We start from the raw sequence: 13,835 nt of genomic DNA, 5'->3' as shown, positions 1-13,835 counted from the left end.
CCTAGTGGCCTGGGACTCCGGGATCGCCGAAGTCTCCGAGGTCGCCGAAGCGCCGGACGCCGGGAGCGAGGCGGGAGAGAACGGTGGCCAGGCGGGCGGGGTCGAGGCGGCAGAAGGTCGTGGCGCGTCTGATCCGGACGGTGTTCCGGAACGTCTCGACGAAGTCGGGGTCGACCTGCGTGGCGAGGTAGGTGTCGAGCGCCTCCACCCCGGCAGCGGCCGGGGGCCGAGCGGGGGCCGGGCGGGGGTTTCGCCGATGGACTTCCAGGTGGCTTCCGCGCCCGAAGGGCGGACGCGCGGCCGACCATTCCACCGCCTCGACCTCGGACCACGGCACGAACTCGGGCCGGCGGAAACGAACGAAGCGATAGAGCGTGATGCCCTGCTTGTCGACGCGCACGGTCTTGCGGCGACTGGAGGATATCGCCGCGATCCATACGGCGATGGGGCTGATGAACAACTCGATGTGATCGTCGCCGGGCGGCTCCATGTGCGGAAGGAAGAACACCCCGATGAACAGGACGATGCCTGCGACGATCATGACGCCGTCACGGGTCCAGCCATGGCGGATCACGTAGGCACCATCGAGCTTCTCCATGCCGACCAGAATGAGGCATCCCCACTCCCCCGCCGCCGGCTCGACTTGACCTTCAACCTTCGCCCTTCGCCCTTCGCCCTGATCGTCATGGGGGGCTTCCCTGGAGGTCTCGTTCGGCCTCGCCCAACTCGCCCCGTGGGCAAGGGTGCGGGCCGCCGCCATGCGCGACGCATGCCAGGGTTCGTGAATTGGCCTTGGGCGGGCGGCCGGCGCGGCACTAGCGTCGGCGTCATGCGCATTCGAATCGTGGACGCCTTCACCGACCGCCCCTTCGCCGGCAACCCGGCCGGAGTCCTGCTCCTGAACGACGTCTTCCCGGACGACGGCTGGCTCCAGAACATCGCCATGGAGGTCAACCACGCCGAGACGGCGTTCGCCCACCGGCTGCCCGAGGGCGGCGCGGCGGACTGGGCGCTGCGCTGGTTCACCCCCGTCGCCGAGGTCGACATGTGCGGGCACGCCACGCTCGCCACCGCCCACGTCCTGCACACCACCGGCGCCCACGAGGGCCCGGTGCGGTTCGCCACCCGCAGCGGCGTGCTCATCGCCACGCCCGGCGACGACGGCTCGATCACCCTCGACTTCCCGACGGCCCCGCTCACCCCGGCCGTGATCCCGGCCGGGGTCGCCGAGGCCCTCGGCGCGGAGCCGGTCGCCGCCTTCGACACCGGCCCGAACGTCGGGGATCTGCTGGTGGAGCTGGCCGACGAGAAGACGGTCCTCGGCCTCGCGCCGGACCACAAGTCCCTCGGCGCCTACTCCTCGCGCGGCATCATCGCCACGGCGCGCGCCGACGACCCGTCCCGCGGCTACGACTTCGTCTCGCGCTGCTTCTTCCCGAACGTCGGCATCGACGAGGACCCGGTCACCGGCAGCGCCCACACCGCGCTCGCCCCGCACTGGTCGGCACGCCTCGGCCGTGACGACCTCACCGGGCTGCAGGCCTCCCGCCGCACCGGCCTGGTCCGCACCGGCCTGCGCGGCGAGCGCACCCTGCTCACCGGCCGTGCGGTCACGGTCATCGAGGGCGAACTGCACGCCTGAGCGGGGCGGTGGGCCGGTGCTCAGGCCGTCGGCAGCCAGCCCACCTTGCCCGCGAGCAGGGCGTAGCCGACGAACGCGCCGATGTCGAGCAGGGAGTGGGCGACGACCAGTGGACCGACCCGCCCCCAGCGGCGGTACAGGTACACGAACACCACGCCCATGACCATGTTGCCGATGAAGCCGCCGACGCCCTGGTAGAGGTGGTACGAGCCGCGCAGGACCGCGCTGGCCACCAGCGCGGTCCCCGGGGTCCAGCCCAACTGGCCGAGCCTGCGCAGCAGATAGCCGACGACGATGACCTCTTCGAGGATCGCGTTCTGCAGGGCGGAAAGGATCAGTACCGGGAACTTCCACCACACGTCCGGCAGCGCCTCGGGCACGACCGTGAGATTGAAGCCGAGGCCGCGGGCGGCCAGGTAGAAGGCGATCCCGGTGCTGCCGATCACGGCCGCGACGCCGGCGCCCCGGGACAGGTCGGGCCAGGGCCGGGTGCGGTCGAAGCCGAGGGTGCGCAGACTGCCGCCCTCGCGCAGGAGCAGGTGGGCGACCAGGGCGACGGGGACCAGCGCGGAGGCGATGCCGAACAGCTGCCAGGCCAGGTCGAGCCAGGGGCGGCCGGGCGCGGCCGAGGCGTTGAGGGTGGCCGCCTGGTCCTTCAGGCCCCCGGGCTTGGTGACCGCGCCGATGAAGCTGATCAGCGCGGACACCCCGCTCGCGCCCAGCGACAGCGCCAGGACGAGCAGCGTCTCGTCCCGCAGGATGCGCCGCGGGTCGCGCCTGCGCGCGCCGGAATCGGCCACCGAGTCAGCCTCCACCTGCACCCCTGCCTCCATCCGGCTCATGGGCCCCTGGCCCACCTCTGCCCGGCAAGGATCGCAGAAGGAGATGTGAGGACGGCGTACAGCCCGATGATCAACCGAGCGGCACCGCCTCCGGCAGCCCCACCGGCCACATGTGCACCGGCTCTCCCACATGCATCAGCTCGGCATAGCGCCGTGTCGTCGCGGCCAGTGCCGCGTCGCGGGACAGACCTTGCTCCAGGCAGCGGTGGAACGTGGCCGCCTGCCACGACGCCCCGTTCACCCGGCGCCGGCAGCGCTCCTCGATGACGCCCAGGTAGAGGTCGCGGTCGGCCGGCTCCACGCCCCACGCGTCCAGCCCGGCCGAGGCCAGCGGCAGCAGTTCGTCGCGGACCAGGGTGACCGCGTCGACCTCGCCCGTGCCGCCGTAGCGTCCGCGCCGGGGCCATACGAACCGCGCGTCGATGCCGTACCGGCACGCGGTGTCGAAGTTGTTCTCGGCCGCGGCGAAGGGCAGCCGGGTCCACACCGGGCGGGGCTCCTCGGCGAGGGCGCGGACCAGGCCGTAGTAGAAGGCCGCGTTGGCGATCACATCGGTGATGGTCGGCCCGGCCGGCAGCACCCGGTTCTCCACCCTGAGGTGCGGTACGCCGTCGGCGATCCCGTACACGGGCCGGTTCCAGCGGTAGATCGTGCCGTTGTGCAGCACCAACTCGGCCAGTCGGGGCGTGCCGCCCGCCGCGACGACCTCCAGTGGTTCCTCGTCGTCGCAGATGGGCAGCAGCGCGGGGAAGTAGCGCAGGTTCTCCTCGAACAGGTCGTGGGCGGAGCTGATCCACCGCTCGCCGAACCAGGTGCGCGGCCGTACGCCCTGGGCCTGCAGCTCGGGCGGGCGGGTGTCGGTGGACTGCAGGAACAGCGGGGGCCGGGACTCCCGCCACAGTTCGTGACCGAAGAGGAACGGGGAGTTGGCGCCTACGGCGATCTGCGCGGCGCATGCCACCTGGGCCGCGTTCCACACGTCCGCGAACCGGGCCGGGGTGACCTGGAGGTGCAGCTGTACGGAGGTGCAGGCGGCCTCGGGGACGATCGACTTGGAGGTGCAGACGAGGTGCTCCACGCCCTCGATGTCGAGCCGGAAGTCCTCGCCGCGCGCGGCCACGATCTGGTCGTTGAGCAGCGTGTAGCGGTCGACCTCGGAGAGGTTGGAGGAGACCAGGTCGTCGCGGTCCAGCGTGGGCAGGATGCCGATCATGACGATGCCGGCGTCCACCTCGCCGGCCTTGCGGTCGGCGTAGGCGAGCGAGGTGCGCAGTTCCTCGGCGAGCCGGTCGAATACCCGGCCACCCAATCGATGTGGGGCTATGTTGACTTCCAGGTTGAACATGGCGAGTTCTGTTTGGAAATCGCGGCTCGCGATGCGTTCCAGCACCTGCCCGTTCAACATTTTCGGCATACCGTCGGACCCGGCGAGATTCAATTCGATCTCCACTCCCATGAGGTTCTTGGGACGATCGAATCGCTTCTCCCGCAACAGTCGCTCCAGTCCCGCGAGGCACTTCTGGAGCTTTTCGCGGTAGCGCTGGCGATCGGACAGGTCGAACTGCCCCGCCACGACCTTCTCCCCCATCGAAGTGTCCCTCCTCGGATGGGCGGGCCGACGATCCGGCCGCCGGGCTCTCCCGGGTGCAGGGGGGATGATGCCCCGTGAAAGCGATCGATAACGCCCCGCGCGAGCCGGGCACCCGCTAGTCTGTCGGAATGTTCCCCGCGGCACATTCACGGGGCATGCGTCAGCCCGCACCACCGGGTTCCCATCGCACCTCGTGAAAAACGCCGACGACATTCGGCCGACCGTTACCGGTGCGTATGACGAGGTCAGCGGTGGCGTGACGGCCGAAAACCGGGATGAGCCCCGCAGATCGTCGGCGCATTACCGACTTGCGCGACTTCCCGAAATGGGATAGACGAAACAACGGCCGAACATGCGTCATATAAACTTCGCCCACAAGGCGGAGGGTTGACGCCTCGGTCCTGGTCCCTGCCGTGTCCAGGCCGTCCCGGTGACGGGCGGCAGGCCGAGCCGCACCGATGTTACCGACCGGGCCTTCACCCTTCCGGCCTTCCGTGAGCAGACAGCGCCGTCCGCCCCACCCCTCCTCGCGCCGTCGCGCCTGTCGAACGAGAGAGGCGACCCACATGCCGCTGCACGTGCCCCCTGCCCCCGCGCCTGCCCTGCGTTCCGTCCTCACCGCCCTCGGTTCCCCCACCGCGGTGCGTGAGGCCCGTACCCCCTCCCTGCGCGCCGCGCAGGGGCCGACGACACCCGAACTCCCGCTGCCCGTGCATGTACTGGACCGCATCACCGCACAGGGCCTGTCCGCGACCCGGCTGGCCGGCTGGCGCTTCCTGATCCGCTGTGGCGACCGGGCGGTGGCCGCGGCGGAGACCATGCTCACCCCCGACGGCTGGGCCTTCTCGCACTTCTTCGAGGGCCCGTACGTCCCCTCCACCGAACGCGCCCTGCAGCAGGCGGAGGCGCTGCAACAGCCGTACCAGGCCCGACTGCTGTCCGTGCCCGGTCTGTACATGCTCACCCTGTGGCTGCACGGCGACGTCACCGCCGACGGAGCCGAGGGACACCCGGCCGGCACCGATCTGCTCGTCCCGCTGGCGCCGGCGCCGCCCGGCATCCCGGCACACCGCCCGTGCCGGGTCACCGAGTTGCTTCCGGTCCTGACCCATCGCGCCACTCCGCTGCCCCTGCTCGGCCCACCCGTGCTGGGCTCGCCCGCCTGACCGGCGGCCCGCGTACCCCGCTTACCCGGGAGGGAAGCGGGGTACGTCCATGTCAGGGGGGTGTGGCCTGCCGGGACTAGCCCGATCCGGCCACTGCGAACCACCCGAAGTGACAGTGCACTTGGACTGAACCGTCCGCGCGGGTGACGCGTCATGAACCTGTGAGAAGCGGTGCTGCGAAATCCCTGCGGAACGACGCCGAGAGGGCAACACTGGGTTCCGACCGACTTATCACCACGGGGGACGGCCATGACCACGACAGAGCGAAAGATCCCACCCATGTGCCAGCACCAGCCGCCGTGTCCACCAGCCGAGTCCGCCGACCGGGAGTCCGCCCGTCTCGTGGCGCACCACCCGGAGCAGGGATGGAGTCTGCTGTGCAACGGCGTCCTGCTCTTCGAGGACACCGGCGAGCTGCTGCCCGACGGCCGGATCATCGCCCCGCACCGCCCGCTCGGTGCGGACCAGGTGATGACGGCCGCCTGAGCGGAACGCGCTGAGCGACCTGAGGGGCCGGCCGCACACATCCGGTGCGCACCGGCCCCGACGTGTGTCCGGGGCCGGCTACGGTCCGTAAGCGGGGGTTATCGCAGTGCGTCCCGCAGGGCCTGGTAGGCCGGCTTGGGGTTCAGCTGCTCGTCCCACGGCAGGGCGGCGCCCTCGCCCGGGAAGACGGCCGGGATCCAGGAGTACTTGTCGGTGTAGTCCCAGATGGTCACGCCCACGCAACGGCGGACGGCCAGACAGGCCTTGACCAGGTTCCCGTACCAGCTCGCCTGCTCGGCGAGCTTCTCCTCGGTCGCCGGCAGCTGCATCCGTACGTCGACCTCGGTGAGGGCGGTGTCCAGGCCCAGGCCGGCGAAGCGGCGCAGATTGTCCTCCAGGCTGCTGGGATAGCCGTACTGCAGGGCCAGATGGGTCTGGAAGCCGATGCCGTCGAGCGGCACTCCCTCGGCCTTGAGGTCCTTGGCCAGCGCGTAGTACGCGTCACTCTTCGGGCCGACCGCCTCGATGTTGTAGTCGTTCAGGTAGAGCTTGGCGTGCGGGTCGGCCTGGTGGGCCCAGCGCAGCGCGTCGGCGATGTAGCCGGGACCCAGGGTCTTGTACCAGAGGGTCTCGCGGTAGCTGCCGTCCTCGTTGAAGGCTTCGTTGACGACGTCCCAGGAGTACACCTTGCCCCGGTAGTGCCGTACCTCGGTGGTGATGTGCTTCTTCAGCACGGCCCGCAGTTCGCTCGCGGTCCACTGCCTGGAGGTGAGCCAGTCGGGCAGTTGGCTGTGCCAGACCAGGGTGTGGGCGCGGACCTTCTGGTGGTTCTTCCGGGCCAGGTTCACGATCTGGTCGCCATTGGTCCAGTCGAAGACGCCCTGCTGGGGCTCGGTGGCGTACCACTTCATGCCGTTGCCGGGCGTGATCATGTCGAACTCGCTGCCGAGGATCTTCGTGTAGGCGCTGTCGGTGAGTTCGGGGTTGTCGGTGGCGCTGCCGAAGTAGCGTCCGTGGCCTTCGGCGAGGTCGGCGAGGGTGGGCTGCCGCTCGTGGGCCTGGGCGGCCGGGGCGGCGAGTCCGGTGGCCATGAGGGCGGCCGCGAGGGCGCCGGCGAGTCTGAGACGCGTGCTCTTGCTGGGCATGGTGCGACTCCTGTTTCTCAGAGGTGTTTCAGCCCTTGGGTGGCGCCCCCGGTGAGGCCGTCGACGAGCCGTTGGGGTGGGCTTCGAAACATTCGTAGCGAAGATCGATCGTTCGAACCGCGACTCTAGAAACGCGCGTCGGTAGCGTCAAGGGGTCGTGCAGGAGGTTGCGGGCGCGTAGTCGAACCAGTCGAAGTCCGCGCGGCCTTCGGTGACGTACATACCGATGACACGGCCGGTGAAGCCGGTGGCCACCTCGGTCGACAGGTAACGGCCGTCCAGTTCGGCCAGGCGGACGGATCCCTCGTGGGTTTCGACGGAGAAGGCGACGGTGTCGGGGCCGCTCGTGGGTCCGGGGTCGCGGGTCACGCTGATGTCGACGCTCAGGGTGACCGGGCCCGCAGGCAGCGGGAGTTCGGCGACGCGCTGCCGCAGCGGGCCGATCCGGGCGATCACGGCCGCGGTACCCGCGGCCACTTCCAGGTCGTAGTGATGCTCCTCGTCGAGGCGGACGGACAGCCCGGCCCGGCCCGTCCAGTCCTCCAGCCGCGTGGCGGCCCGGCAGTCGTGGTGCTGCTGGCGGCGGCCTACGAAGGTGTGCCCGGGCCGGTCGAGGCTGTCCCCGGTGGCGGTCAGCGTGAGCCGGCCGGGCCGCTCGCTGAGCGACCAGCACCCCTCGGGCCTGCGGCGCGGGGTTATCCAGTACGGGGCGAGCACCGGCGAGGTGAAGTCGTCGCGCACCGGCGGCAGTTCGAGGGGAGCCCAGGCGGCCGGCGCGGGATGCCGCTCGCGCACCGGGCCCACCCGGGGCCAGCCGTCGGCCCACTCCACCGGGACCAGGAAGGTCTCCCGGCCCAGGACATGGAACTCGGGGAAGTAGCCGCGCGGCCGGGTGCCGAGCAGCACCATCCACCAGGTGCCGTCGGCCGCCTGGACCAGATCGGCGTGGCCGGTGCACTGGATCGGCAGACCGGTGCCGCGGTGGGACAGCAGCGGGTTGCCCGGGGCCGGTTCCCAGGGCCCGCGCGGCGTGCGGGCGCGGGCTGCGGAGACGCCGTGGCCCAGCGCGGTCCCGCCCTCGGCGAGCAGCAGGTACCACCAGTCGCCGATCCGGTAGAGGTGCGGTGCCTCGGGGTCCCTCAGGCCCGTGCCCGACCACATCGGCAGCGGGCCTTCGAGTACTTCGCCGGTGCGCGGGTCGATCCGGGCCACGGTGACCCCGGCCATGGCGCACCAGCAGGAACCGTCCTCGTCCCAGGCCAGGTCGGGGTCGATGCCGGGCAGGTCGATCCACACCGGGTCCGACCAGGGGCCCTCGGGGCGCTCGGCGGTGACGAGGAAGGTGCCTCCGGCACTGACGTTCGTGGTGATGACGTGGAAGAGCCCGTCGTGGTGGCGGATCGTCGGCGCGTAGATGCCGCCCGAGGCCGGTGTGTCGTCGGGCAGCGCCAACTGGCCGGGCCGGTCGAGGACGTTGCCGATCTGACGCCAGTGCACCAGGTCCCGGCTGTGGAACAGCGGGACGCCGGGGAAGTACTCGAAGCTGGAGCACACCAGGTAGTAGTCGTCCCCGACCCGGCACACGCTCGGGTCGGGATGGAAGCCGGGGAGGACGGGGTTGTCGTAGGTGCGCACGGGTGGGCCCCCAAGAGGATGCTCGAAAGTTTCGACTGTGATGTCGAATCTTAGCGGTGGGGCATGCCGGTCGCCGAGGCGAGGACGAGGAGAAGACACCGTCCGCCCGGCTGGTCGAATCGCCGGTACGGGAGTGGGATGGAAGGAAGCAAGGGCCTTGCAGGGCGGGCACGTCCGCGCGCGAGACGCCCCGGCGTCGCCCGCGAGGAACGGTGGAGTGATGTCCGGTTACGACGCCTCGGCGCCCGCTCGGGTGGTGGTCGGTGTGAGCGGCTCCCTGGGCAGCGTCACGGCCCTGCGGCGGGCCACCGCGCTGGCCCGCCGACTGGGAGCGGAACTGTGGCCGGTGCTGGCCTGGGAGCCGCCGGGAGGGGACTCCGCCGCGCGCCGCTCCCCCGCCGCCGGCCTGCTCGTCGAGGACTGGCAGCGGCTGGCCGGACAGCGGCTGGCCTCGGTGCTCGAGGAGATCTTCGGCGGTGACGTCCCCGGTGTGCCGATGCACGCCGTCGTCGTGCGGGGCGCCCCCGGACCGGCGCTGGTGGCGACCGCGGACCGGGAGGACGACGTCCTGGTGGTGGGCGCGGGCCGACGCGGGCTGCAGCGCGCCTTCTCGGGCCGCGTCTCCCGGCACTGCCTGGCACACGCGGTCTGCCCGGTGCTCGCGGTGCCCCCGTCCCCGCTGGAGTCGGAACTGCTGTCCGTCCACCGGCGCAACACCTGGCATCTGCGCATGGACATCCGGGGCCTGTGAGCCCGGACCCGGCGCGTCGACAGCCCGATCCCCTTCGGCTCGGGGCACTTCTCGGTGCGCCGGACCCGCTGGTGTCGCGTCAAGAACGGCCCGCCGGCCGTCAGAACACCGTCAAGGTGTACCGCGGCCGCGCTCCGGCCGCCCCAGGACTGCCTACCGTCTCAGACATGAGGCACCGCGACGACATCCACGCCCGCCGCACGGGCCCGTACCCGACCGGCACCGCCGGCCCGGTGTACGACCGTGACTGGGAAGCGGACGTGCGCACCTCGATCCGGTGCGCAGGTGTGCTGCTCGGGATGCTGCTCCTCATCGACTGGGTGGCCGGCACCCTCATCTGGTGGCGGGGTGTGCTGTGGGCCGGCATCGCCCTGCTGTTGTTCCTGGTGCTGTTGCCGGCGCGGGTCTCGGCCGGTGCGGGTTGGCTCGCCACGCGCCGTCCGCTGCGCACCCGCCGGGTCCGCACCGATCTGCTGGTCTCGGTGCGCCCGCTGGACGGGGTCGCGCAGCGCCTGGTCCTGCGCGACGCCCTCGGCAACCGGGTCGAGATCGACCCCGAGGTCCTGATCCGCAACCCGGGCCTGTGGCACCTGCTCGACGAGGGTGCCCGGGCGTCCGAGGCGGCCGGCACCCTGATGTGCGGCACGGCCGCCCTGCACCGCCTCGCCCGCCGCCTCGACCGCGAGACGGCGCTGGCGGTGTTCCGGGCGTCCGGCATGGAGTGAGGTGGTGCGATCGGAGCCCTGAGACCATGACACTCGGTGGCCGCCGCAGGTCGGGGGCCCGACCGGCGCCCCGGACGGCCGTGCTTCCGGGATACCTCTCCGGCCTCCCCTTCTTGATGTGGCCCTGCCGCTCCCGCGCCATTCTTAACGCAAGATTGACGCCTGCCGGCCCCTGATCCGTGGGCCCGGGCGTCACTCTCTGCATACGCTGGTGCCCGCCGTCCGAGTGATGGCCGGAAATGAGCTGAGCCGCATACAGGAGCCCCACTGATGGCCACGACCGAGCAGCCTCCCAGTACCAGCCGTCTGCGCGCCTGGATGCTGGAGGGGCTGTCCGACATGGGCAAGGCCGGGGGCCACACCGGCCCGCACGCCGAGCCGGAACCCCCGCACCAGGGCCAGCGCTGGTACCGGGTGATGTGCCTGACCGGCGTCGACTACTTCTCCACCCTGGGCTACCAGCCCGGCATCGCGGCCCTGGCCGCCGGCCTGCTCTCCCCGATCGCGACCCTCGTCCTCGTCCTGGTCACCCTGGCGGGAGCTCTCCCGGTGTACCGCAGGGTGGCGGAGGAGAGCCCGCACGGCGAGGGCTCCATCGCGATGCTGGAGCGGCTGCTGTCCTTCTGGAAGGGCAAGCTGTTCGTCCTGACGCTGCTGGGCTTCGCCGCCACCGACTTCCTGATCACCATCACCCTGTCCGCGGCGGACGCCTCCACCCACCTGATCGAGAACCCGCACCTGACGAACGTGCTGCACGGGCAGCAGATGGTGATCACGCTGGCGCTGGTGGCGCTGCTGGGTGCGGTGTTCCTCAAGGGCTTCCTGGAGGCGATCGGCGTCGCGTTCGCCCTGGTCGTGGCCTATCTCAGCCTGAACGCCGTGGTCGTGGCCGTCGGCTTCTGGCATGTGCTGACCGCCGGGCACGTGGTCACCGACTGGTCCAGTGCCCTGACCACCCAGCACGGCAACGTCTTCGCCATGATCGGGGTGTCCCTGCTGGTCTTCCCCAAGCTCGCGCTCGGCCTGTCCGGCTTCGAGACCGGCGTCGCCGTCATGCCCCACGTCCAGGGCGACCCCGACGACACCGCGGACAAGCCGAAGGGCCGGATCCGGGACACCAAGAAGCTGCTCACGACCGCGGCGCTGATCATGAGCGTCTTCCTGATCACCACCAGCTTCATCACCACGGTGCTGATCCCGGCGAACGAGTTCAAGTCCGGTGGCCAGGCCAACGGCCGCGCGCTCGCCTACCTCGCGCACGAGTACCTGGGCAACGCCTTCGGCACGGTCTACGACCTCTCGACGATCGCCATCCTGTGGTTCGCCGGCGCCTCCGCCATGGCCGGCCTGCTCAACCTCATGCCCCGCTACCTGCCGCGTTACGGCATGGCCCCGCACTGGGCGCGAGCGGTCCGCCCGATGGTGATCGTCTTCACTCTGGTCGCCTTCCTGGTGACCTGGATCTTCGACGCCGACGTCGACGCGCAGGGCGGCGCCTACGCCACCGGCGTGCTGGTCCTGATGTCCTCCGCGGCGATCGCCGTGACCATCGCCGCCCGCAGGGCGGGCCAGCGCGGCTGGACCATCGGCTTCGCGGTCGTCTCGGCCGTCCTGCTCTACGTCACCGCCGCGAACGTCGTCGAGCGCCCGGACGGCGTGAAGATCGGCGCCTGCTTCATCGTCGGCATCATCCTGGTCTCCCTGGCGTCCCGGCTGGCCCGTGCCTTCGAGCTGCGCGTCACCCATGTCGAGCTGGACGACATGGCGGAACGATTCATCCGCGACATCGCCAGCCGGAAGATCCGGTTCATCGCCAACGAGCCGGGCCGCCGGGACAAGGCCGAGTACCGCGACAAGGTCGAGCAGATCCGGGCCGACAACGACATGCCGGAGCAGGAGGACTTCGTCTTCGTCGAGGTCACGGTCACCGACCCCTCCGAGTTCGAGGCGGGCCTGACCGTGCGCGGCGAGGTCCTGCACGACCGCTACCGGGTGCTCACCCTGGAGTCCTCCTCCATCCCCAACGCCCTCGCCGCGCTCCTGCTCCATGTGCGCGACCTGACCGGCTGCACCCCGCACATCTACTTCGAGTGGACCGAGGGCAACCCCTTCGCCAACTTCCTGCGCTTCTTCCTCTTCGGCCAGGGCGAGGTCGCCCCGGTCACCCGAGAGGTGCTGCGCGAGGCGGAACCGAACCGGGCACGCCGGCCACGGGTGCACACCGGCTGAGACGGGGGGCGCCAGGCGGGCCGCATCGAGGCCGAGCTAGCGGCCGAACCAGCGCCTGGGCGGCCGTACCTCCAGCCGCCCCAAGCTGAGCCGGCCGTGTATCTCCACCCGGAGCACGGTCGGCGCCCCCGGATCAACGGCGGCCCGCACCTTGGTCTTGCCATAGCCGATCACCAGCGCGTCGGCGTCCACGACGACGCCGGGCCGGGTGATCAGCCGAAGGGTGCCGCCGCGCAAGTCGAGGTCGATGCGCAGGGTGTCGTGCCTGATCACCGCGCTGCAGAAGTCGAGGGTCACATCTCCCCAGGCGGACGCGATCTCCATCCGGCGCGGCACCGCCCAGCCGTCCGCGCGTACGGCCGATGCGCCCTGCTGCTCGATCCGCACGACGTCCTTGGCCGATTCGGCACCGCCCGCGTCCGGCAGGTCGGCGGTGAGCGCCGCCAGCTCGCCGAGCGTGCGGGCGGACAGGGCGGCCGTGACGCGCTCGTCCAGCTCCTCGGCCGTGATCCGGCCGTCGCCCGCGGCGCCCGTCAGCAGGTCCACCACCCGGTCCCGGTCCGCGTGCGAGGCACGCAGCCCGGCCGGCATCTCCGTGTGCAGCAGCTCGGCCGCCATACCCTCACCCCGATTCAGCACGTCCCCGCAGCGGTCATCGTCTCGGACTGACGCTATATCGCGTTATATCCAACGGCCAACCCCATGTCCACGGTTCCCAGGGCGTGCCCCTATCGTGACCGGCATGCAGTCCTACACGATCGGCCAGGCGGCGCGGCTGCTCGGCGTGAGCCCGGACACCGCCCGCCGCTGGGCCGACGCGGGCCGGGTGGCGACCCATCGCGACGAGTCCGGACGGCGGCTCATCGACGGCAGGGACCTCGCCTCGTTCTCGGTGGAGCTGGCCAAAGCGGGCGGCGGCGAGGAGGACGCCTCCTACACCTCCGTCCGCAACGCCTTCCCCGGAATCGTCACGGCGATCAAGCTCGGTGACGTCGCCGCCCAGGTGGAGATCCAGGCGGGCCCGCACCGGCTGGTGTCGCTGCTGACCCGGGAGGCCGTCGAGGATCTGGGCCTGGAGGTCGGCATGGAGGCCACCGCGCGCGTGAAGTCCACGAACGTGCACATCGACCGCGTCTGACCCGTCACCTCCCCGCCGTCGCCGGCGTCACCGGGGCAGCGGCGCCGCCCACAGGTCGAACCGGTCCCGCAGCAGCGACAGGTCGCGGCCGGTGAGCCGCTCGATGCGCTCCACCCGGTAGTGCACGGTGCTGACGTGCAGATGTCGACGTGCAGATGCAGCGCCTGTGCCGCGCGCACGCAGGGGCCGTCGCAGGCCAGGAAGGTCTCCAGCGTCTTCAGCAGGACTGCGGTGGCGGGCCGGTCGGCCTCAGGCAACGGGCCGAGGACCCTGCGGTCGAAGGCGGCACGCACGTCGGCCGGCACCCCCGTGAGCAGGGCGTCGATTGTGGTGAGGGAACCGGCGTCGGTCAGCCGGGAGGCGTCGGGCGCCGTGGTGCGGGCCGAGGTGAGGGCGTAACGGGCCCGTGCCGGCGCGACGCCCAGCCCCTCGGGTGCCGCGGCGGGCATGCCGAGGCCGCCGTGCAGCACGACACCGCATCTCGT

14 protein-coding genes are annotated in these 13,835 nt (G+C 71.2%); 7 read left to right on the top strand and 7 right to left on the bottom strand.

Annotated elements, in window-relative coordinates:
• Position 1: 1 nt before the first annotated feature.
• On the bottom strand, positions 2–760 hold the full coding sequence (locus tag SRB17_RS25330) for a hypothetical protein (protein WP_153542478.1): 759 nt from the start codon (positions 758–760) through the stop codon (positions 2–4).
• Positions 761–829: 69 nt separating this feature from the next.
• Between SRB17_RS25330 and SRB17_RS25325 the strand changes: the two genes are divergently transcribed.
• Positions 830–1,642 (top strand): PhzF family phenazine biosynthesis protein, encoded by an 813-nt coding sequence (locus tag SRB17_RS25325; protein WP_153542477.1) that lies wholly within the window; start codon positions 830–832, stop codon positions 1,640–1,642.
• Between the two features lie 20 nt (positions 1,643–1,662).
• Here SRB17_RS25325 and SRB17_RS25320 read toward each other — a convergent pair whose 3' ends face one another.
• Positions 1,663–2,475 carry a type II CAAX endopeptidase family protein gene (locus tag SRB17_RS25320; RefSeq protein ID WP_153542944.1) on the bottom strand — a complete coding sequence of 271 codons (813 nt, stop codon included), beginning with the start codon at positions 2,473–2,475 and terminating at the stop codon, positions 1,663–1,665.
• A gap of 79 nt (positions 2,476–2,554) precedes the next feature.
• Positions 2,555–4,072: a glutamate--cysteine ligase gene (locus SRB17_RS25315; RefSeq protein WP_153542476.1), complete on the bottom strand. Its 1,518-nt coding sequence runs from the start codon at positions 4,070–4,072 to the stop codon at positions 2,555–2,557.
• Positions 4,073–4,641: 569 nt separating this feature from the next.
• Here SRB17_RS25315 and SRB17_RS25310 point away from each other — a divergent pair.
• Together SRB17_RS25310 and SRB17_RS25305 are read left to right on the top strand one after the other, a co-directional pair.
• Positions 4,642–5,241, top strand: a complete 600-nt coding sequence (locus SRB17_RS25310; protein ID WP_153542475.1) for a hypothetical protein — start codon at positions 4,642–4,644, stop codon at positions 5,239–5,241.
• 279 nt (positions 5,242–5,520) lie between these two features.
• On the top strand, positions 5,521–5,727 hold the full coding sequence (locus SRB17_RS25305) for a DUF5999 family protein (protein WP_059248121.1): 207 nt from the start codon (positions 5,521–5,523) through the stop codon (positions 5,725–5,727).
• Between the two features lie 98 nt (positions 5,728–5,825).
• Here the strand turns inward: SRB17_RS25305 and SRB17_RS25300 are convergent, their stop codons facing one another.
• Together SRB17_RS25300 and SRB17_RS25295 are read right to left on the bottom strand one after the other, a co-directional pair.
• Entirely contained in the window at positions 5,826–6,872 is a 1,047-nt protein-coding gene (locus SRB17_RS25300; protein ID WP_153542474.1) for an endo-1,4-beta-xylanase, read from the bottom strand.
• Positions 6,873–7,019: 147 nt separating this feature from the next.
• Positions 7,020–8,507, bottom strand: coding sequence for a glycoside hydrolase family 43 protein (locus tag SRB17_RS25295; protein WP_323376219.1), 1,488 nt, complete (start codon positions 8,505–8,507; stop codon positions 7,020–7,022).
• A 220-nt stretch (positions 8,508–8,727) separates the two neighbouring features.
• Here SRB17_RS25295 and SRB17_RS25290 point away from each other — a divergent pair, with 220 nt between their 5' ends.
• From SRB17_RS25290 to SRB17_RS25280, 3 genes are all read left to right on the top strand, one after another.
• Positions 8,728–9,258, top strand: coding sequence for a universal stress protein (locus SRB17_RS25290; RefSeq protein ID WP_153542473.1), 531 nt, complete (start codon positions 8,728–8,730; stop codon positions 9,256–9,258).
• A 167-nt stretch (positions 9,259–9,425) separates the two neighbouring features.
• On the top strand, positions 9,426–9,983 hold the full coding sequence (locus SRB17_RS25285) for a hypothetical protein (protein ID WP_153542472.1): 558 nt from the start codon (positions 9,426–9,428) through the stop codon (positions 9,981–9,983).
• Positions 9,984–10,253: 270 nt separating this feature from the next.
• Entirely contained in the window at positions 10,254–12,212 is a 1,959-nt protein-coding gene (locus SRB17_RS25280; RefSeq protein ID WP_153542471.1) for an APC family permease, read from the top strand.
• Positions 12,213–12,248: 36 nt separating this feature from the next.
• On the opposite strand, the gene SRB17_RS25275 is transcribed toward SRB17_RS25280, so the two are convergent.
• On the bottom strand, positions 12,249–12,830 hold the full coding sequence (locus tag SRB17_RS25275) for a DUF1707 SHOCT-like domain-containing protein (protein ID WP_153542470.1): 582 nt from the start codon (positions 12,828–12,830) through the stop codon (positions 12,249–12,251).
• A gap of 124 nt (positions 12,831–12,954) precedes the next feature.
• Here SRB17_RS25275 and SRB17_RS25270 point away from each other — a divergent pair, with 124 nt between their 5' ends.
• Positions 12,955–13,350, top strand: a complete 396-nt coding sequence (locus SRB17_RS25270; protein ID WP_153542469.1) for a TOBE domain-containing protein — start codon at positions 12,955–12,957, stop codon at positions 13,348–13,350.
• Positions 13,351–13,377: 27 nt separating this feature from the next.
• Here SRB17_RS25270 and SRB17_RS46610 read toward each other — a convergent pair whose 3' ends face one another.
• Entirely contained in the window at positions 13,378–13,476 is a 99-nt protein-coding gene (locus tag SRB17_RS46610) for a helix-turn-helix domain-containing protein (protein WP_323376218.1), read from the bottom strand.
• Positions 13,477–13,835: the final 359 nt, after the last annotated feature.

The sequence above is a fragment of the Streptomyces sp. RB17 genome (assembly GCF_009604455.1).
Classification (GTDB): Bacteria; Actinomycetota; Actinomycetes; order Streptomycetales; family Streptomycetaceae; genus Streptomyces.
Note: the sequence above shows the minus strand (reverse complement) of the source record. Positions and strands in the feature narration are given on the sequence as shown.